Source organism: Ancylobacter sp. (assembly GCF_965249975.1).
Classification (GTDB): domain Bacteria; phylum Pseudomonadota; class Alphaproteobacteria; order Rhizobiales; family Xanthobacteraceae; genus Ancylobacter.
On sequence record NZ_CBDFNE010000003.1, the window covers coordinates 71,726 to 89,705 of the forward strand.

Here is a 17,980-nt window from a genome sequence, read left to right on the forward strand (position 1 = left end):
GGGAATGGGCACCATGGAAAAGCGTCTCGACCTTTCGCGCTTCATCAACCGCGACAACAACATCCTCCAGCTGGTCCTCATCACCATCGTCATCTTCGCGGTGATGAGCTGGCTCGAACCCACCAAGTTCCTGCGCTACTACAATTTCGAGTCGATCAGCTTCATCTTCCCCGAGCTCGGCATCGTCGCCATCGCCATGATGCTGGCGATGCTCACCGGCGGCATCGACCTGTCGGTGATCGGCATCGCCAATCTCGCCGGCATCCTCGCCGGCGTGTTCTTCACCAAGCTGTTCCCCGGCGATCCCACGGCCGGCGCGGCGGGCGAGATTGCCCGTGTCGCCGCCGGGGTGATGCTGGCGCTCGGCGTCGGGCTGATCGCCGGTGCGCTGAACGGGCTGCTGATCACCCGGGCAAAGATCACCCCCATCCTCGCCACGCTCGGCACCGGCCAGGTGTTCACCGGCCTGTGCATGGTGCTGACCGGCGGGCCGGCCATTGTCGGCTTCCCCGCCTATTGGGGGCTGATCGGCAATGGCAAGCTGTTCGGCATCGCCGTGCCGCTGCTGATCTTCGTCGCCGTCGCCATGGTGATCGCGGTGATGCTGACGCGCACCTCTTTCGGCCTCAACCTGTTTCTCATCGGCACCAATCCGCGCGCGGCGGTGTTCGCGGGGCTGAAGAGCGACCGCATGGTGCTGGCCTCCTACATGCTGAGCGGCACGCTGGCGGCGCTGGCGGGCATCATGCTGTCGGGCCGCACCAATGCGGCGAAGTCGGATTACGGCACGTCCTACCTGCTGCAGGCGGTGCTGATCTGTGTGCTCGGTGGGACCAATCCCGCCGGCGGCAAGGGCACGGTGCTCGGCATTTCCATCGCGGTCATCGCGCTGATGCTGCTGGCCTCGGGCTTCCAGATGATGCGCTTCTCCAACCATCTGATCGACTTCATCTGGGGCGGCTTCCTGCTGCTCGTCATGGTGCTGAACGCTTTCAGGAACCGCGCATGACCCGCATCCATCTCGACCGCCGCAGCTTCGGCGACACGGAACGGCTCGCTGTCGAGCATGAGGGCCTGACTGCCAGCCTGTTCCGCTACTCCACCGGGGTGGAGGCGGTCCGGCTCGCCAATGCACGCGGCGCGCTGGTGGTGCTGCCCTATCTCGGGCAGATGATCTGGTCCGCCGCTTTTGACGGCGTCGACCTGACCATGCGCAGCATCTTCAAGGCGCCGCGTCCGGTGCGCACCATCGCCGAAACCTACGGCTGCTTCGCCTTCCATTCCGGCCTGCTGCGCAACGGCGTGCCCGGCCCCTCCGATACCCATCCCGCCCATGGCGAGATGCCCTGCGCGCCGATGGACAGCGCCGGCATCGAGGTGGGGACGGGCGCGCGCGGGCCGTGGATGCGGCTGTTCGGTGCCTATGAATACGCGATGGGCTTCGGCGCCCATTACATGGCCCGGCCGAGCGTGACGCTGCACGCCGCTGACGCCCGCTTCGACATGGCGATGGAGGTGACCAACCTCTCCGCCGGCGACGCGATGGACCTCATGTATATGGCGCATGTGAACTACGCCTTCGTCGAGGGCGGCGAGATCCTGCAGCAGGCGCCCTTCGACGCCGCTCACACCGTCGTCCGGCGGGCGGTTCCGGCCCATGTCACGCCGAACCCCGCCTATCGCGCCCGTATCGAAGAGCTGGCGGCCGATCCTTCCGCCAGCCGCGTGATCCGCCAGGCGGATGGCTTCGACCCGGAGCAGGTGTTCTATCTCAACGGTCTCGCCACCGATGCGCAGGGCGCGACGACGGTGCTGCTGCGCCGCCCGGAGGGCGACGCCTTCCTTGCCCGCTACCAGCCGGACGCATTTCCCAAGACCGTGCGCTGGATTCTGGCCGGGCACGACCAGTCGGTCTGCGCCTTCGCCCTCCCCGCCACCTGCGAGCCCGAGGGCTACGCCGCGGAGGCGGCCAAAGGCAATGTCATCCGCCTGCCGGCCGGGGCCACGGCGCGCTACAGCGTCGAGCTTGGCCATCTCGACGCGGCCGAATGCGCCGCGCTCGCGCCGAGCCTCGGCGGTTGAAACGGAAATGACCGTCCCGGCAGCGGACGGCGGGAGAGGTTGAAATGTCGAAGATCGCCGTCGTCGGGTCCAACATGATGGACCTCGTCACCTATGTCGACCACATGCCGCTGCGCGGCGAGACGGTCGAGGCGCCGAGCTTCGAAATGGGCCATGGCGGCAAGGGCGCGAACCAGGCCATCGCCGCCGCGCGGCTCGGTTCCCCCGTCGTCATGGTCACGAGGGTGGGCGAGGATGCCTTCGCCGACGCCACCCTCGCCAATTTCGCCCGCAACGGCATCGACACCACCCATGTGCTGCGCACGCCCGGCGCGCCCTCCGGCGTGGCGCCGATCTTCGTCGAACCCTCGGGCGAGAACTCGATCCTCATCGTCAAAGGCGCCAATGCCCATCTCGCCCCGGCGGATGTCGACGCCGCCGCCGCTCTGCTCAAGGGCTGCGCGCTGATCCTGATGCAGCTCGAAATCCCGGTCGAGACCGTCTACCACACAGTGAAGCGGGCGAAGGAATGGGGCGTGCCGACCCTGCTGGTCCCGGCGCCGGCGCTGCCGGATCTCGATGTCGCCCGGCTGGCGGATCTCGCCTTCCTCACCCCGAACGAGACCGAACTCGCGACCCTCACCGGCCTGCCGGTCGAGACCGAGGCGCAGGTGGAGGCGGCGGCGAAGTCTCTCACCGCGCGCGGCATCGGCACGGTGGTGGTGACCATGGGCGGGCGCGGCGCGCTGCTGGTGTCGGGCGACGAGGTGCGCCGCGTCGCGCCGGTCAAGGTGGAGCCGGTCGACACGACCGGCGCGGGCGACGCCTTCATCGGCGCCTTCGCCCATTTCCACACCCAAGGTCTGCCGGTGTTCGAGGCGCTGGGCGAGGCGGCGACCTATGCGGCGGATTCGATCACCCGGCGCGGCACGCAGCGCTCCTACGCCACCGCCGCCGATTTCCGCACCCGCTTTCCGCGCCAGAGCCTGATCCGATCAGCTTGAATCAAGCTGATCGGTGAATCAGTCTCTTGATTATTGATAGAGAACGCCTAACGCGCTGCGGGCTCGTTCGAACGTCGTCAGGGTGCCTCAGAGCTGGATGCGACGGGTGAGAAGCGGCGCTGTGGCCGGACACAGCGCCGTCGCCTGTGGCGACTGACGGATGGCGTCCGGCGCCCGTTCGCGCGGCGTGGCGGCGAAGCCGAGGCGTTCGAAAAAGGCGGAGGCGCCCTCGGTCAGCAGCCACGCCTGCCGTGCGCCCATGTCGAAAGCCCGGCTCATCAGCAGCAGGGCGATGGTGAGCCCCACACCCCTGCCGCGCGCGGCGGGCGTGACCAGCAGCGAGCGCAGCAGCACGTCGTCCCCGTACAACTCGAAGCCGCCATAGCCGACCAGCGAGCCGCCGAGGGTCCGGTAGCTGAAGAAGCGGCCGGGGGAGGCCCTCAGGTCTTGGGTCGGCAGGCCCGCCTCCCGCAACGCCTTGGCGAGGCGCGGCTCGGCGGCGGCGACCTGCTCGTCGCGCAGGAAGGGGCTGCCATCGTCCTTGTCGAGATCGGCGCGCGGGACGATGGGGAGCAGGTCCAGCACCGTCTCCGACGGGCGGCACAGCTTCACGCCGAGCGGCGTCACCACAAGCGGCCGGTTCAGCAGGATCGGATGGGCGGCGATGGCCGCGAGCCGTCGGGCGTCGTCCACGTCAGGCGCGTCCAGCCCGAGGTCGCGGAAGGGCGTCCCCCGCTCGCGGAGCAGGGCCTGCAGGTTCCAGCCCATGCGCTCCGCCAACTGCACCAGCAGGGCGGAGGCCGGCGGCGATTTCAGGTAGTCGATCACATGCGGCTCGATGCCGGCATGGCGGATCAGCGCCAGCGTATTGCGCGACGTGCCGCATTCCGGGTTGTGATAGACGATGACATCCATGGCGGCAAAGCCAGCAGGGCCTGATGTTGATCCATACGTTGAGGTTGATGGACATGGCGACATGAAGCAAGGTTGCTGCAACGTCGTCCGGCCGTGATCTGGGCGGCCCCCCTGCCCCGGACCGGCCCCCGTCCCTGGTGACTGCGGTCCTCATTGCGCGCCCGTTGGGTCGGTCCTAGCTGTGGCGGCATTCAGCCGGAGTGCCCGACATGGCCGACCCTTTATCCCCGCTGTCTGTCCCCGCTCTGGCGGAAGGCTACCGCGCCGGCCGCTTCACCCCGCGCGATGTCTGCACACAGGCATTGGCGCGGCTGAGCGAGTGGGAGCCGAGGCTGAACGCCTTCATCGACCCGATGACGGACGAGGTGATGCGGCAGGCCGACGCGGCCAGCCGCGCGCTGGCGCGGGGTGACGACAAGGGCCCGCTGCACGGCATCCCCATCGCCATCAAGGACATCATCGACGTGGCCGGGGTGGAGACGAGCTGCGCCACGCGGGCGCTGCCCCCGCGCCGCGCGGCCCGCGATGCGGACTGCGTGCGGCGCCTGCGGGAGGCGGGGGCGATCCTCTTCGGCAAGACCAATCTGCTGGAATTTGCCTATGGCATCGCTCACCCGGCGTTCGGCCAGACCAACAATCCGTGCGACCCCTCCCGCACCGCCGGCGGCTCCAGCGGCGGCTCGGCGGCGGCGGTCGCGGCCGGCATCGTGCCTCTGGCGCTGGGAACCGATACGGGCGGTTCGGTGCGCGCGCCGGCGGCCTATTGCGGCATCGTGGGGTTGAAGCCGAGCTTTGGCCTGCTGTCGCTGGAGGGCGTCTATCCGCTGTCGCGGAGCCTCGATCATCTCGGCCTGCTCGGCCGCAGCGTCGCCGATATCGCGCTCGGCCTTGCCGCGCTGGCGCCCTCGCCAGCCGCCGGCGGCGACGCCGTGGCGCCGATCCGTCTCGGCGTCTGCCGCAGCCAATGGGATTCGCCGGCGCTGCGTCCGCAGGTGCGGCTGGCCGGCAATGCCGCCCTTGGCCGGCTCAAGAATGCCGGCGTGACGATGGTGGATATCGCCCTGCCCTCGCCGGAGCGAATGGCCGCCGCACTGCTCGATATTCTGCTGCCGGAGGCCGCCCTGGTGCATGCGCAGACCTATCGGAATGCCGCCTCCGGCTATGCACCCGGCACCGCCGCGCAGATCGAGGCGGGGCTCGTCCTGCCGGCCGTGCGCTATCTCGACGCGAAGCGGCAGCAAGAGCAGTGGACTGCCGAGCTGGGGGTGCTGTTCGACGCGGTCGATGCCATCATCAGCCCGACCGTGCCCTTCGTCGCGCCGGACACCGATCCCGCCCTCAGCGCCGAGGGCGACGATGAAATCCTCACCCTCACCCACGCCAATCTCACCGGCGCGCCGAGCCTCTCCCTGCCCTGCCGCCGCGAGAGCGGGCTGCCGGTGGGGCTTCAGCTCACGGGTAAACCCGGCGCGGACACGGCGCTCCTCGCGCTTGCCCACCAGTTGGAGCCGCTGCTTTAGCGGGCCTCGTTCGTCCCGGCGTGAAGCGTCGCCGCCGCGCGGATGTCGGCGGCGAGTTCGTCCACCCGGTCGGGCCTCGCGTCCCAGGCGAACATGAACCGGGCGCCGCCGCCGATGAAGGTGTAGAAGCGCCAGCCGCGCTGCCGCAACGCCTCCAGCACCGGCTCCGGCGCCTTCAGGAACACGGAATTGGCCTCCACTGGGAACAGCAGCTCCACGCCCGGGCAGCCGCTCAGGGCATTGGCAAGCCGCACCGCGCAGCCATTGCCATGGCGCGCATTGGCGAGCCAGGCGCCGCTTTCCAGCAGCCCCACCCAGGGGGCGGAGAGAAAGCGCATCTTGGAGGCGAGCTGGCCGGCCTGCTTGCAGCGATAGTCGAAATCCGCCGCCAGGGCGTGGTCGAAGAAGATCACCGCCTCCCCCACCGCCATGCCGTTCTTGGTGCCGCCGAAGCACAGAACGTCGACGCCGCTCATCCACGTCATTTCGGCCGGCGTGCAGCCCAGACTCGCGCAGGCATGGGCGAAGCGGGCACCGTCCATGTGCAGCTTGAGCCCGAGTTCGCGGCACAGCGCCGAGATCGCGGCGATCTCCTCCAGGCTATAGACGAGCCCGGTCTCGGTCGGCTGGGTAAGCGTGACCACCCGCGCCTTGGGAAAGTGGATGTCGGAGCGGCTGGTCGCCAGCGCGCGGATGGTCTGCGGCGTCAGCTTGGTCGAACTCGACGGCGCCACCAGCAGCTTCGAGCCGTTGGAGAAGAATTCCGGTGCCCCGCATTCATCCGTCTCGACATGGGCGGAGGCCGCGCAGATCACGCTGTGATAGGACTGGCAGAGCGAGGCCAGCGCCAGCGAGTTCGCCGCCGTGCCGTTGAAGACGAAGAACACCTCGCAGTCGCTCTCGAACAGGTCGCGAAACGCGTTGGCGGCGCGGGCGGTCCATTCGTCGTCGCCATAGGCGACGCACGACCCGTCATTGGCGCGTGCCATCGCCGCCCAGGCTTCCGGGCAGATGCCGGCATAATTGTCGCTTGCGAATTGCTGCGCCGAGATGGCCATGCGCCTTCCCCTCTTCCGTCCGTTCAATGCGAGCCGCGCTGGCTAGCCCGCGAGATCGCCGATCACGCGCACCCTCACCCGCAGCGGATCGCCGGGAATGTAGGACATGGGCGTGTCGTCGACATCCAGCACGGCAAGCGTATCCGGTGCCGCACCGGCGGCAACAGCCTGCGCGCGGGCCGCGCGTAGTGTCTCCGCGATCGCCTCGTCGCGGGGCACGCCATAGAAGATGCGGTCGCTCTCGCCGCTGACCTGCGACATGGCGGCGCCCACCGCATTGGCGACACCGGCATTCTCCACCTTGATGACCTGGGAGACGCCGGGGAGATGGTCCGGCACCAGAAACGCCCCGCCGCCGACGGCGATAACGGGCAGATCGGCACCGCTGGTCTTCATCCGGTCGACGAGTTCGGCGAGCCGGCGCGCGATCCAGATGTGCGCCGCCTCGGAGAGGTCGAGCGGGATGTCGTTCCGCCGCTCCGCATCCCCCACTTCCAGCAGGCCCAGCCGCACGCCGACATCGGTGAGGGTCAGCGTGTCGCCACCGGCGATGCGCGCCTTCTCCAGCAGCCGGAAGCCGACGCTGTCCGGCCCGACGGTGAACGGCGCCTCCCGCACCACGGTGCCGCCGCCGAGCGCGATCGCCACCACGTCCGGCATGCGGAAGAAGGTGCGCACCCCGCCAATATCCACCTGCGTGTTGGCCTGCCGGGGGAAGCCGGCCTGCAGCATGCCGGCATCCGTCGTGGTGCCGCCGACATCGAGCACGACGGCGTCGCTGAGACCGGACAGAAGATGCGCCCCGCGCATGCTGTTGGTCGGGCCGGAGGCGAAGCACAGCACCGGAAAGCGCTCGGCCTCCTCGGCCCGCATCACCGTGCCGTCATTCTGGGTGAGGTAGAGCGGACCCGTGAGGCCCGTCTCCGTGATCGCCTGACGGAAGGCGGCGACCGTGCGCCGCGCCAGCCCGTGCAGGGCGCTGTTGAGGATGGTGGCGTTCTCGCGCTCGATCAGCCCGATGCGGCCGAGATCGCTGGAGAGGGTGACGGACACGTCGGGCGCCACCTCGGCGAGAATGGCGGCGGCTTCCCGCTCGCAATCGGCGATGAGCGGCGAGAACACGGCCGTGATGGCGGCCGCCGTGATGCCGCTGTCGCGGATCGCCTCTGCCGCCCGGCGCATGCCGTCGCGGTCGAAGGCGACGATGGGCCTTCCGTCGAATTCATGCCCGCCCTGCAGCAGGAACACGGGCCCCGCCACCGCGCGGTGCAGGTCCTGTGGCCAGTCGGCCATGGGTTCGATGGAGGACGCGGCGGGAAGCCCGATGCGGATCACCGCCACCTTGGACAGCCCGCGCCGTTCGATCACCGCATTGGTGAAATGCGTCGTGCCGATCATCACCGCGCGCACATCGGGCGTCGTGCCATCGGGGTCGGCCAGCACATGGGCGAGCGCCGCCCGCACCCCGCTCGTCACATCCGCCGTGGTCGGGCTCTTGATCGCGCGCAGGATGCGGCTGCCGTCGAGCAGAACCGCGTCCGTGTTGGTGCCGCCGACATCGATGCCGATGCGCTTCATGGGTTCAGCTCCTCGAAGGGGCGGTAGTCGAAATCGTAGCCAAAGGCCCGCGGCCCCACGACGGCGAGCCCCTCCGCGCTGCGCATGATCGGGTCGGCGCCGAGCACGATCACCGCCACGCGCTGCCCGTAGCGGATGACCTCGGCGCCGATGGCCTCGGCGCTCTCCTCGTCGAGCACGGTGATGAGGTCCGGCACGCTGGCCACAAGGGCTCCGTCCCGGTGGGCGACCGCGAACTCGTTCTGGAACGCGATTGCGAGTTCCCGCCCCTGCCAGGCGCCCGTGCCGGTGAGACGGACGGTGCCGCGCACGAAGCCACCTTCGGTGCGGCGCGACACGTCGTCCACCTTGCCGGTGAACACCAGCCGCGCCAGCGCGCCCTCGACCACGGCGGCGACGGGATCGCGGCCGGCCGCCTTGGCGGCCTGGATCGAGCGGCCGATGGCGATGGCGCGCGAGACCGAGCGCAGGATCGCGTGCGCCTTCACCTCGGCGCCCGAGCGCGGCGCCGTGCAAGTGCCGGCAATGGAGCCAAGCTCGACCACGATGCGGCGGCCGATCCGCTCCACCCGTGTCGGGCTTTCGGCGCGGGCGATGAGGATTTCATTGTCGCGTATGTCGGCGATGGCGAAGGGGGCGACTTCCAGCCCGCGAATGGCGAAGCTCCCCATCTGCGCTTCCGGGAAGGCGCGGCCCATCGTGTCGGCATCCACCACCGGCAGGCCCAGTTCCATGCCGACCAGCATGGCGAAAAAGGCGTTCTCGCCGCCGATCTCGATCGACATGATGGCGTTGAAAGGCTGGCCGGTATGCGCCTCCATGCGGCGCACGGCCCGGCAGATGGATTGCGGCTCCGGCAGTCGCTCCTTGGTCACCAGCGGCGCACCCATGATGCACACCACGGCGACGCGGGCATCGTCCGCGAGTTCATCCGGGTCGATCAGGCGGATGCGCCGGCCGCGCCGGTAGTCCGCCTGCGCGCACATCAGTTCGAGATGGGGATGGTTGCCCCCGCCGGTGCCGAGCACGCCCGCACCGATGGCGAGCGCCTCCAGTTCGTCATAGTCGAGTTCACGCATGGAAATGCCCTTGAACGGCCTCAGCCGTCGACCAGCCAGACCGACTGGCCCGGCCAGGAGAAAATGGCGGTGGCACCGCGCTCCGGCGCCGGCAGCGCCGCGCTCTGATGCGCCGTGAGGCGCGTGCCGTCCGGCAGGTGGCCGGTGATCTGCTGCACGGCGCCGGAGAACATGATTTCATCCACCCGCGCCTCGACGCGGCAGTCATGGTGCGCGGGCGCGACCGCGCCCACGGCGATGGTTTCCGGGCGGACGACCAGCGCCACCCGGGCCCCCTCGCCCCGCCCGCCGCACTGCGCGGCGCTGAGGTCCAGCGACAGCGGCAGCGAAGCCGCCACGACGCGGCCCCCCGCGCCGAGGCGTCCGTCGACGAGATTGGCGTTGCCGACGAAATCGGCGACGAAGCGCGTCGCCGGCCGGCGGTAGAGGTTTTCCGGCGTGTCGAACTGCTCCAGCGCGCCGCCATTCATCACGGCGATACGGTCGGAGAGCGTCAGCGCCTCTTCCTGGTCATGCGTGACCGCCACGAAGGTGAGGCCGAGGTCGCGGTGAATGGTCTTCAGTTCCGCCTGCATCTGCTTGCGCAGCTTGAGGTCGAGCGCGCCCAGCGGTTCGTCCAGTAGCAGCACCGCCGGCCGCACGATCAGCGCCCGGCCGAGCGCCACACGCTGCGCCTGCCCGCCCGACATCTGGCTCACCCGGCGGTCACCGAAGCCCTTGAGGTTCACCAGCTCCAGCATCGCCTCGACGCGGCGGGCGATCTCGTCCTTCGCCACCTTGCGCATGCGCAGCCCGAAAGCGAGGTTCTGCGCCACGGTGCGGTGCGGGAACAGCGCATAATCCTGGAACACCATGGCGGTGTCGCGCTCATAGGGGGCGGCGCCGAGGACCGAGACGCCGTCGATGCGCACATCGCCCGAGGAGGGCGTGACGAAGCCCGAGATCATCCGCAGCAGGGTGGACTTGCCACAGCCGGACGGCCCGAGAATGGTGACGAAGGCTCCGCGCGGAATGTCCATCGACACATCGCGCACAGCCGCCGACGCGCCATAGACCTTGCTGACGGCCCGCAGTTCGACGGCGTTGGGGGAAAGCTCGGTCATCACTCAGGACTCACGTTCGCGGCGGCTCTGGCCGAGGATCCAGACCTGCGCCGAAACGCTGACAAACAGCGTGACCAGGATCACCAGGGCGGAGAGCGCGTAGATTTTGGGCGAGATGACCTGCCGCAGCGAGGTCCAGATGGCGATGGGCAGGGTCTCGGTAAATCCGGCGAGGAACCACGCCACGACGAACTCGCCGAACGCATCGGTGAAGGCCAGCAGCAGCACCGCGATCAGCGACGGCGCGACCAGCGGCAGCACCACCTCGCGGAAGGTGGTGAACTCGTCCGCCCCGAGATTCATCGCCGCCTCGATATAGCTGCGCCGGAAACCGAGAAAGCGCGAATAGAGCATCAGCGTCGCGTAGCTCGATGTCATCGTGGTGTGCGCCAGCACAATGGCGGGTGGTCCGATCAGATCCGGCGCGGCGCGGAACAGCACGATGAGCCCCAGCCCCAGCACGAGTTGCGGCAGCACGACGGGACCGAGCACCAGGCACAGCAGCAGCGACTTCATCCGCACCGGCCGCCACGCCAGCACCATCGCCGCCGGCATGGCGAGCGCCGTGGAGAGCACCGCCGCCATCAAAGCGAGGCGGATGCTGGTGAAGAGCGAGCCGACGAGGCGCGTATCGGAAAGGCTCGCGCCAAACCAGTCGGTGGTGAAGGCGTCGATCGGCAGACCCGGAATCGCCTTGGCGTCGAAGGCGAAGAGCACGATCACCACGATGGGCAGATAGAGAAAGGCGTAGAGCAGCACCGAATAGGCCGGCAGCGTCCAGCCGAAGGAGAGGCGGTTCATAGGCCGCTCTCCCCGCTGGCGCGGCGGATCCATTTCATCGACAGCGCCAGCGCGGCGAAGACGAGGACAAGCAGCACCACGGCCATCGCCGCCCCGCTCGGCCAGTCCAGCCGGCGCTGGAACTCGTCCTGGATCACCTGCGAGAACATCAGCTGCTTGCCGCCGCCGAGCAGCGCCGGCGTGACGAATTCGCCGAGCCCGAACACGAAGCAGAACACCGCGCCCACCACCAGCCCGGGCGCCGACAGCGGCAGGATCACCTCGAAGAAGGTCCGCGTGGGGCTGGCGTTGAGGTCCATCGCCGCCTCGATCCAGTTGTCGTGGATGTTGCTGATGGCGGCGTAGAGCGGCAGCACATAGAGCGGCAGATAGGCGTAGATCAGCCCGATCGCGGTCGAGACCGGCGAATAGAGCAGGAAGCTCATCGGCGCATCGGTCAGGCCGAGCGTCATCGCCAGCTGGTTGATGACACCGCGTTCGCCGAGCAGCAGCCGCCATGCCGCCACCCGCATCACGATGCTGATCCAGAACGGCGCGATCACCGCCACCAGCAGCAGCCCGCGCCAGCGGCCCGCCTTCTTGGCGATGAAATAGGCGACGGGAAAGGCGAGCACCGCGCAGGCCACCGTGACGAAGGCCGCCGTCTCCACCGACAGCAGCAGCGCGCGCCAGATCGCCGGGCGGGCGAAGATGGCGATGTAGTTGTCGAAGGTGAAGGCGGGGATCAGGCGGTAGCTCTGGGTGCGCCATACGCTCACCCCGAGGATCAGCGCCACTGGCACGACGAAGAACACGATCTGCCACAGCACCAGCGGCAGCAGCCCGGCCGCCGGCAGCGCCGCCCTTAGAAGCGACCGGCGTCGTGCGATGTCACGCGCCGCGCTCATGAAGCGAAGGCGTATTCGTCGCGGGCGAAGGCCGGACGGGGATAGGCGAGCTTGGATGGCCGCAGCCCCGTCGCCACCATGGCGCGGGCGAAATGCAGCGCCACCTTGCCAGGGTCGATCACCGGAATGGAGACGCCGAAATGGCTGTGCAGCGCTTCCTCCACCGCCTGCGCCATGTCGAAGCCGGTGCCGGTGCAGCCCATGACGAAGGCTTCCGCCCCGTCGCGCTCCACCGCGTCGATGCTTTCGGCGATGATATGGGCGAGGCACGTCTCGTCCAGTGCCAGCACGCTCGCGCCCGCCGCCCGCACCGAGGCGAGCTGGCGCTCCAGCCCGTAGCGGGCCACGACGCGCCGGATGAGCGGGAACAGCGGCTTCTCGGTGATGAACACGGTGAAGCGGTTCGACAGCATCGCCGCCATGTGCAGCGCCGCCTCGCCTTCCCCGACGATGGGGATGGAGACGAGCTCGCGCGCGCCCGCCAGCCCCGGATCGGTGAAACAGGCGATGGTGCAGGCATCGACCCCGTCCGCCTCGGCCTCACGGGCGAGGCGCATCACTTCCGGCGCGGCGAGCGCCGAATCGAATTCCGCCTCGATGGAGTTGGTGCCGCGCCCCAGCGGCACGGCGGAGATCTCGACGCCGTCGCCGGCGAAGGAGCGGTACTCGGCCTCGGCCTTGCCCACCAGCTCCTTGGAATCCAGCACCGGCACGATCACGCGTATATGCATCGACCCGCGCCTCAGCCCATCTTGAAGGTCTGCCAGGCGTCGGCCCAGGCGTTCTCATCGACCGGGGCCAGGCTCATCTGGCAGTTGGCGACCCATTCTTCCATCTTGTCGAGGCCGAGCGCCTTGACCTGTTCAGGCGTGAGGAGGTCCTTCACCTTGGCATTGGTCACGGCGAACTTGTCCGCGCCCCAGGCCATCTGCTTCATCGCCTTGGCGCTGGTCATGTAGTCGATATAGGCCATGGCGGAGGCGAGATGCTCGGTGCCGCGCACGATCTGCAGCGTTTCCATCCACATGGCGCCGCCCTGCTTGGGAATGGACAGCTCGACATCGGCGCCGGCAAGACGGGCCGTGGTGCGGACATTGTCGCTGGACGAGCCCCACACCATCCACGCCTCGCGGTTGGTGAGGTCGGATTTCACGGTGCCCATGTCGGCCTGCAGCGCCCGCATGTTGGGACGGAAGGCCATCATCTTGTCGAGGATCTTCTGCAGCGCCTCGCCGGACGCCTCCTCCGGCTTGGCCTGGCCGATCCACTTGCCGGTCATCCAGAGGTAGAGCTCCGGCCAGTCGATAATCTCGACCCGGTTCTTCAGCGCCGGGTCCCAGGCGAGTTCCGCATCGGCGGCGGCGGCGGCGGAAATCTTGTCCGGCCAGTAGACGAAGCCGTTGACGCCGAACCGGGTCGGGATGGCGTAAACCTTGCCGTCGAACATCGTCTCCGGCCGGTTGCGGAACGCCGGCAGCGTGTCTTCGAGCGAGGGCAGCTTGGCGGTGTCGATCGGCAAAGTGAGGCCGGCGGCGGCGAATTTCGAGGTCCACACCGCGTCGGGGTTGATCACGTCGAATTTGGTGGTGCCGGCCTGAACGAGGCTCAGCTGCGCGCCATTGCTCTCGGCTTCCTTGATGTTGAGCTCGACGCCGGTCAGCTCGGTGAAGCCGCGCATCAGCTCCGGATCGTTATAGCCGGCCCAGGCCAGCACATTGAGCGGCCCCGTGAGCTTGGCCTCGCCCGCATAGGCCGGGCGGGTGAAATCGACCTGGCTGGCAATGGTCGCGAACATCGCCGCCTGCGCGCCGAAGCGCAGCACATCGCGGCGGCTGGGGCGGGGCGGGGTAAGAAAACGCGATCCGGATATGCGACCATTCCCTCTTGGCGCGGAGGACGACCACCGCTGTTTATGCCAGAATGTATATCCCCGCGCGGGACGGTCCTCCGATAGTGACTGCAGTCACCGCTCCGCCCCTGCGCTGGGCGCCCAGGGCATGAATCTTGCCTGTAAGTGCGTCTTGAACAGCAGGAAAGCATGGCCGGCATGGGTCGCCACGAACGGGTTCACGATCTGCCGGCCGGCTTCGGCAAGACCATGGCGCGCGTGCTGTCACGCATGGGCCGCGACGATTTCTATGAGACCGTCATCGACGCCATCGCCCCGCTGATCCCGTGCGATTTCTGGATCATGGCCCGCTACGAGGAGGCGGCGAAGCCCTGCATCATCTCCGAATCCGGCATGGCCGCCCGCGCCAAATCCGCCTATGCGGACCGGCTGTGGCGGTTCGACCCGCTGGCCTCCACCCCACTCGCCAATGACGGCCATCGGGCGGTCAGCCTGCGGAACCTGTGCGCGCATGGCCCGCTCGACCGCAGCTATGCCCGCTATCTCGATGTCGATCTCGGCATCGCCGACGAACTGGCGCTGCTCCTGCCGCTGAACGAGCGCAGCTTCCTCGCCCTGTGCCTCGACCGGCACCGGGAGGCGTTCGACGACGGGGAGCTGCGCCTCGCCTCGGAAATGCTCGACATCCTCTTGGAAATGCACCGCCAGCACGTGACCCTCACGGTGGAGCGGCAGGTCACGCGCACCTCGAGCCTGGCGGGCGACGCGCCGGCGGAGATCCTGATCCTCAGCGCCGATGGCGCCCGCCTGTTCCAGTCCGAAGGCTGGGGAGAGGCGGCGCGTCAGGCCTTCGACCGGCCGGGCGTGCCCGACCATGTGCTGCGGGGCGACCGTCGGGTCATTCTCGGCAATGGCGGCTGGTGCCTGCTGCGGCCGGCAAGCGAAGGCACGGACCCGCTTCTGCGCGACGCGCAGGTGTTCGTGCTGCGAAAAGAGGCACAGGACTTCGCCAGCCGCCTCGACCGGCTGGCCCGGCTCTACGGGCTGACCGAGCGTCAGAAGCAGATCGTGCGGCTCTCTCTTGATGGACACCACAACGCCTCCATCGCCCGCCAGCTCGATATCACCGTCGGCGGGGTGAAGAATCACAAGCTGCGCATCTACGACAAGCTGGACATCACCAGCGAGCGCGAGCTGCTGCCGGCCTTCCTCACTAGCCTCTGATACCGCAACGGTCCGAAGCCCGCAGCGAGGCCGGCGCGCCCCTCCGGCGCGCGTCGCAGGTGCGCGGGCATCGCCGGGGACAAGGCCCCCGCACGCGGCGCCAAACGTCCCGGAATTAACCACTCGTTAACCAAAATTAACTGAATCTATCCATCACTTAGGGAGATTCGACCCGTGAACGCAGTCAGTCAGACAGGCCCCTCCATCCGTTTCCGTGGACGCTCGTTCATGGCGATGACGCTGGTGGCCGACGTGCCGCTGTCGGCCTGGCTTGCCGATTTCGATGTCTGGCTGCAGCGTTCTCCCGGTTTCTTCACCGGGCGCACCGTCGTGCTCGATCTCGCCGGCACGGCGCAGAGCAAGGCCGAGGTCGAGGGCTGGATCCGCGAACTCGCGACGCGCGGCGTCCGGCTGGTCGGGCTGGAGGGCGTGCGCCCCAGCCTCGTCGACGCCGCCATGCCGCCCATCCTGCGCGGCGGGCGCGACGCCACGCTCGCCATCAACGACGTGGCCGCGCCGGAGCCGGCGCCCGAGCCGCGCAAGCCGGTCGAGCCGGTGAACATGATCGTCGAGCGGCGCGTGCGCTCCGGCCAGTCCATCGTCTGCCTCGAAGGCGACGTGACCATTATCGGCTCGGTCGGGGCCGGGGCGGAGATCATCGCCGGCGGCTCGATCCATGTCTATGGCACGCTGGCCGGCCGGGCGATCGCGGGCGCGACCTTCGGCGCTTCGGCGCAGATCTTCTGCAGCAAACTGGAAGCCGAACTGCTCGCCGTGGACGGCATCTACCGCACGGCCGAGGACATTGACGACGCCTTTCGCGGCACGGCGGTGCGCGTGTCGACCGAAGACGAGACCCTGCGAATTACCGCGCTTTAGGAGCGAAACAAGTCATGGCCAAGATCATCACTGTCACGTCGGGAAAGGGCGGGGTCGGCAAGACGACGACGACCGCCGCCATCGGCGCGGCCCTGGCCCGCACCGGCGATAAGGTCGTCGTCGTCGATTTCGACGTCGGGCTGCGCAATCTCGACCTCATCATGGGGGCGGAGCGGCGGGTCGTGTACGATTTCGTCAACGTCATCCAGGGCGATGCCCGCCTGCCGCAGGCGCTGATCAAGGACAAGCGGCTGGAATCGCTGTTCCTGCTGCCGGCCTCGCAGACCCGCGACAAGGACGCGCTGACCGAGGAAGGCGTGGACCGCGTCATCGGCATGCTCTCGCAGCATTTCGACTGGGTAATCTGCGACAGCCCCGCCGGTATCGAGCGCGGCGCGACGCTGGCCATGCGTCACGCCGAGATCGCCATCGTCGTCACCAACCCGGAAGTCTCCTCGGTGCGCGACAGCGACCGCATCGTCGGCATTCTCGACGCCAAGACGCTGCGGGCCGAGCGCGGCGAGACGGTGGACAAGCGCCTGCTGCTCACCCGCTACGACCCCGTCCGCGCGGCGCGTGGCGACATGCTGAAGACCGAGGACGTGCTGGAAATCCTGTCGCTGCCGCTGCTCGGCATCGTGCCGGAGAGCCCGGACGTGCTGAAGGCGTCGAATATGGGCGTTCCGGTCTCGATCCATGATCCCAACAGCGCCCCGGCCCGCGCCTATCACGACGCGGCGCTGCGTCTGAAGGGCGAGAACATCGCCATGGAAACGCCGCGTGCGCGTGGCGGCCTGTTCAGCAAGCTCCTGCGGAGGGCGGCATGACCTTGTGGAAGCGCCTTTTCTCGCAGGGTACCGCCCCGCAGGCGCGGGAACGGCTGCAGATTCTGCTGTCCCATGAGCGCCAGGTGGTGGGCGGGGACGACCTGCTGTCCCGCCTGCGCGAGGACATCCTCGCCGTCGTGGCCCGGCATGTGCCCTGCGAGCAGGACAATGTGAAGGTCCGCCTCGAGCGCGGGACGCCGATGTCGATCCTCGAAATCGAGGTCGAGGTGCGCGGCGAGCTCAATCTCGCCATCAGCCGCGCCGCCTGACGCGGCCGGGGGGGGGCGGGAGCGCCCGTCAGCGACCTCCTGCCCGCCAAGACAGTCAAAGCCCGCGAAGCGAAGCCCGGTACCGGAGACGGTTCCGGGCTTTGTCTTTGCGAAAGTGGAAGGACGGACCCGTCAGGCGTGGCCCAGCATTGTGCCAGCGTCGAAATGCGGGCGGCCTGAAATGGCGGAAGGGGTGGGATTCGAACCCACGGTGGGCTTGCACCCACGGCGGTTTTCAAGACCGCTGCCTTAAACCACTCGGCCACCCTTCCCCGTGACGACATCGGCCGTTGCGGCAGACATCATCGGCGATCCGTTTCCGAACCTGGCACCGGATCGGCGCCGGGCTCCATCCGTCCCGCTGAAGCAGCCCCGCCAGGAGACAGCCGCCCTAGGAGACAGCCCGCCAGGCAAGACGCTCGTCATGCGTCGGGTTCGGGTGCCCGGCGGGCCGGGCGGGATCGCCGGCGAGCCATGCCCCAGCAGGTGCCTGCTCGTCAAGCTGTTCCCCCGGCAGATCGGCGCGGCGGGAGCGTCGCGGCATCGGGCCCTCCCCTTGCCGCTGTCCCGCTCCGCCGCGCTCCGCCGGCTTACCTCACCCGGCGGAACACCATGCCGCCATGGTGCAGCGTGTCCTCATCGACAAAGACACCGTCGGCGGTGAAGCCGGTGTCGTCCCAATAGTCGATCTGCGTCCCCCGCACCTCGTAGCGGCCGCGATAGGCGCTCTCGCGTTGGCCACGCGCTTCGTCATAGCGGCCATTGGGCAGCAATTCGTGCCTGACATAGCGATCAGCGGTGACCCACAGCCCGACATAGGGGTGATCTTGGTCGGGTGCGGTTGGGCTGCTGGCGGGCGGTGTGAGCGCGGGCTGGGTCATGGCGGGAACGGCTCCGGCGAGGGTGAGGAGGAGCGCCGCACTCGC

The 17,980-nt window shown here is 68.6% G+C and carries 19 protein-coding genes and 1 tRNA gene; 8 read left to right on the forward strand and 12 right to left on the reverse strand.

The features are described from left to right. The first annotated feature begins 13 nt into the window (after nucleotides 1-13). From ACP2AH_RS00415 to rbsK, 3 genes are read left to right on the forward strand one after another with little or no spacing between them, the layout of a single operon-like run. Complete coding sequence (locus ACP2AH_RS00415; protein WP_425104034.1) at nucleotides 14-1,009, forward strand: ABC transporter permease; 996 nt, start codon at nucleotides 14-16, stop codon at nucleotides 1,007-1,009. Further along, complete coding sequence (locus ACP2AH_RS00420) at nucleotides 1,006-2,082, forward strand: aldose 1-epimerase family protein (RefSeq protein WP_425104035.1); 1,077 nt, start codon at nucleotides 1,006-1,008, stop codon at nucleotides 2,080-2,082. Before ACP2AH_RS00415 ends, ACP2AH_RS00420 begins: the two co-directional genes overlap by 4 nt. A gap of 44 nt (nucleotides 2,083-2,126) precedes the next feature. Continuing rightward, a complete protein-coding gene (gene rbsK / locus ACP2AH_RS00425; RefSeq protein WP_425104036.1) occupies nucleotides 2,127-3,065 on the forward strand; it encodes a ribokinase in 939 nt (312 codons plus the stop codon). 87 nt (nucleotides 3,066-3,152) lie between these two features. Here the strand turns inward: rbsK and arsN2 are convergent, their stop codons facing one another. Continuing rightward, nucleotides 3,153-3,980, reverse strand: a complete 828-nt coding sequence (arsN2, locus tag ACP2AH_RS00430) for an arsenic resistance N-acetyltransferase ArsN2 (protein ID WP_425104037.1) — start codon at nucleotides 3,978-3,980, stop codon at nucleotides 3,153-3,155. Between the two features lie 209 nt (nucleotides 3,981-4,189). On the opposite strand from arsN2, the gene ACP2AH_RS00435 reads away from it, so the two are divergent. Beyond that, nucleotides 4,190-5,500, forward strand: a complete 1,311-nt coding sequence (locus ACP2AH_RS00435) for an amidase (RefSeq protein WP_425104038.1) — start codon at nucleotides 4,190-4,192, stop codon at nucleotides 5,498-5,500. On the opposite strand, the gene ACP2AH_RS00440 is transcribed toward ACP2AH_RS00435, so the two are convergent. From ACP2AH_RS00440 to ACP2AH_RS00475, 8 genes are read right to left on the reverse strand one after another with little or no spacing between them, the layout of a single operon-like run. Further along, a complete protein-coding gene (locus ACP2AH_RS00440) occupies nucleotides 5,497-6,552 on the reverse strand; it encodes a threonine aldolase family protein (protein WP_425104702.1) in 1,056 nt (351 codons plus the stop codon). The genes ACP2AH_RS00435 and ACP2AH_RS00440 overlap by 4 nt on opposite strands. Nucleotides 6,553-6,600: 48 nt before the next feature. After that, nucleotides 6,601-8,136: a hydantoinase/oxoprolinase N-terminal domain-containing protein gene (locus tag ACP2AH_RS00445; RefSeq protein ID WP_425104039.1), complete on the reverse strand. Its 1,536-nt coding sequence runs from the start codon at nucleotides 8,134-8,136 to the stop codon at nucleotides 6,601-6,603. Further along, nucleotides 8,133-9,215 carry a DUF917 domain-containing protein gene (locus ACP2AH_RS00450; RefSeq protein ID WP_425104040.1) on the reverse strand — a complete coding sequence of 361 codons (1,083 nt, stop codon included), beginning with the start codon at nucleotides 9,213-9,215 and terminating at the stop codon, nucleotides 8,133-8,135. Before ACP2AH_RS00450 ends, ACP2AH_RS00445 begins: the two co-directional genes overlap by 4 nt. A 20-nt stretch (nucleotides 9,216-9,235) precedes the next feature. Continuing rightward, nucleotides 9,236-10,318, reverse strand: coding sequence for an ABC transporter ATP-binding protein (locus tag ACP2AH_RS00455; RefSeq protein ID WP_425104041.1), 1,083 nt, complete (start codon nucleotides 10,316-10,318; stop codon nucleotides 9,236-9,238). Between the two features lie 3 nt (nucleotides 10,319-10,321). Further along, nucleotides 10,322-11,119 carry an ABC transporter permease gene (locus ACP2AH_RS00460; RefSeq protein ID WP_425104042.1) on the reverse strand — a complete coding sequence of 266 codons (798 nt, stop codon included), beginning with the start codon at nucleotides 11,117-11,119 and terminating at the stop codon, nucleotides 10,322-10,324. Further along, nucleotides 11,116-12,006, reverse strand: coding sequence for an ABC transporter permease (locus tag ACP2AH_RS00465; RefSeq protein WP_425104043.1), 891 nt, complete (start codon nucleotides 12,004-12,006; stop codon nucleotides 11,116-11,118). The genes ACP2AH_RS00460 and ACP2AH_RS00465 overlap by 4 nt, the downstream gene beginning before the upstream one ends. Beyond that, on the reverse strand, nucleotides 12,003-12,737 hold the full coding sequence (locus ACP2AH_RS00470; protein WP_425104044.1) for an aspartate/glutamate racemase family protein: 735 nt from the start codon (nucleotides 12,735-12,737) through the stop codon (nucleotides 12,003-12,005). Before ACP2AH_RS00470 ends, ACP2AH_RS00465 begins: the two co-directional genes overlap by 4 nt. 11 nt (nucleotides 12,738-12,748) lie before the next feature. Continuing rightward, on the reverse strand, nucleotides 12,749-13,828 hold the full coding sequence (locus ACP2AH_RS00475) for an ABC transporter substrate-binding protein (protein ID WP_425104045.1): 1,080 nt from the start codon (nucleotides 13,826-13,828) through the stop codon (nucleotides 12,749-12,751). Between the two features lie 225 nt (nucleotides 13,829-14,053). Between ACP2AH_RS00475 and ACP2AH_RS00480 the strand changes: the two genes are divergently transcribed. The 4 genes from ACP2AH_RS00480 (at nucleotide 14,054) to minE (ending at nucleotide 17,054) form a co-directional block, all read left to right on the forward strand. Next, nucleotides 14,054-15,079 (forward strand): helix-turn-helix transcriptional regulator, encoded by a 1,026-nt coding sequence (locus ACP2AH_RS00480; RefSeq protein WP_425104046.1) that lies wholly within the window; start codon nucleotides 14,054-14,056, stop codon nucleotides 15,077-15,079. 174 nt (nucleotides 15,080-15,253) lie between these two features. Then, complete coding sequence (minC, locus tag ACP2AH_RS00485) at nucleotides 15,254-15,958, forward strand: septum site-determining protein MinC (RefSeq protein ID WP_425104047.1); 705 nt, start codon at nucleotides 15,254-15,256, stop codon at nucleotides 15,956-15,958. A gap of 14 nt (nucleotides 15,959-15,972) precedes the next feature. Continuing rightward, nucleotides 15,973-16,785 carry a septum site-determining protein MinD gene (gene minD / locus ACP2AH_RS00490; protein ID WP_244376553.1) on the forward strand — a complete coding sequence of 271 codons (813 nt, stop codon included), beginning with the start codon at nucleotides 15,973-15,975 and terminating at the stop codon, nucleotides 16,783-16,785. After that, on the forward strand, nucleotides 16,782-17,054 hold the full coding sequence (gene minE / locus ACP2AH_RS00495; protein WP_244376554.1) for a cell division topological specificity factor MinE: 273 nt from the start codon (nucleotides 16,782-16,784) through the stop codon (nucleotides 17,052-17,054). Before minD ends, minE begins: the two co-directional genes overlap by 4 nt. A gap of 182 nt (nucleotides 17,055-17,236) precedes the next feature. On the opposite strand, the gene ACP2AH_RS00500 is transcribed toward minE, so the two are convergent. From ACP2AH_RS00500 to ACP2AH_RS00510, 3 genes are all read right to left on the reverse strand, one after another. Beyond that, a tRNA-Ser gene (locus tag ACP2AH_RS00500) sits at nucleotides 17,237-17,326 on the reverse strand. Nucleotides 17,327-17,445: 119 nt separating this feature from the next. Continuing rightward, on the reverse strand, nucleotides 17,446-17,598 hold the full coding sequence (locus tag ACP2AH_RS00505; RefSeq protein WP_425104048.1) for a hypothetical protein: 153 nt from the start codon (nucleotides 17,596-17,598) through the stop codon (nucleotides 17,446-17,448). Nucleotides 17,599-17,644: 46 nt separating this feature from the next. Further along, on the reverse strand, nucleotides 17,645-17,935 hold the full coding sequence (locus tag ACP2AH_RS00510) for an Atu4866 domain-containing protein (RefSeq protein ID WP_425104703.1): 291 nt from the start codon (nucleotides 17,933-17,935) through the stop codon (nucleotides 17,645-17,647). Nucleotides 17,936-17,980 lie beyond the last annotated feature (45 nt).

Excerpts from the sequence above, each read along its gene's own strand:
- ACP2AH_RS00415 (WP_425104034.1), top strand. The coding sequence starts at position 14 with ATGGAAAAGCGTCTCGACCTTTCGCGCTTCATCAACCGCGACAACAAC.
- ACP2AH_RS00420 (WP_425104035.1), top strand. The coding sequence starts at position 1,006 with ATGACCCGCATCCATCTCGACCGCCGCAGCTTCGGCGACACGGAACGG.
- rbsK (WP_425104036.1), top strand. The coding sequence starts at position 2,127 with ATGTCGAAGATCGCCGTCGTCGGGTCCAACATGATGGACCTCGTCACC.
- arsN2 (WP_425104037.1), bottom strand. The coding sequence starts at position 3,980 with ATGGATGTCATCGTCTATCACAACCCGGAATGCGGCACGTCGCGCAAT.
- ACP2AH_RS00435 (WP_425104038.1), top strand. The coding sequence starts at position 4,190 with ATGGCCGACCCTTTATCCCCGCTGTCTGTCCCCGCTCTGGCGGAAGGC.
- ACP2AH_RS00445 (WP_425104039.1), bottom strand. The coding sequence starts at position 8,136 with ATGAAGCGCATCGGCATCGATGTCGGCGGCACCAACACGGACGCGGTT.
- ACP2AH_RS00450 (WP_425104040.1), bottom strand. The coding sequence starts at position 9,215 with ATGCGTGAACTCGACTATGACGAACTGGAGGCGCTCGCCATCGGTGCG.
- ACP2AH_RS00455 (WP_425104041.1), bottom strand. The coding sequence starts at position 10,318 with ATGACCGAGCTTTCCCCCAACGCCGTCGAACTGCGGGCCGTCAGCAAG.
- ACP2AH_RS00460 (WP_425104042.1), bottom strand. The coding sequence starts at position 11,119 with ATGAACCGCCTCTCCTTCGGCTGGACGCTGCCGGCCTATTCGGTGCTG.
- ACP2AH_RS00465 (WP_425104043.1), bottom strand. The coding sequence starts at position 12,006 with ATGAGCGCGGCGCGTGACATCGCACGACGCCGGTCGCTTCTAAGGGCG.
- ACP2AH_RS00470 (WP_425104044.1), bottom strand. The coding sequence starts at position 12,737 with ATGCATATACGCGTGATCGTGCCGGTGCTGGATTCCAAGGAGCTGGTG.
- ACP2AH_RS00480 (WP_425104046.1), top strand. The coding sequence starts at position 14,054 with ATGGGTCGCCACGAACGGGTTCACGATCTGCCGGCCGGCTTCGGCAAG.
- minD (WP_244376553.1), top strand. The coding sequence starts at position 15,973 with ATGGCCAAGATCATCACTGTCACGTCGGGAAAGGGCGGGGTCGGCAAG.
- minE (WP_244376554.1), top strand. The coding sequence starts at position 16,782 with ATGACCTTGTGGAAGCGCCTTTTCTCGCAGGGTACCGCCCCGCAGGCG.
- ACP2AH_RS00505 (WP_425104048.1), bottom strand. The coding sequence starts at position 17,598 with ATGCCGCGACGCTCCCGCCGCGCCGATCTGCCGGGGGAACAGCTTGAC.
- ACP2AH_RS00510 (WP_425104703.1), bottom strand. The coding sequence starts at position 17,935 with ATGACCCAGCCCGCGCTCACACCGCCCGCCAGCAGCCCAACCGCACCC.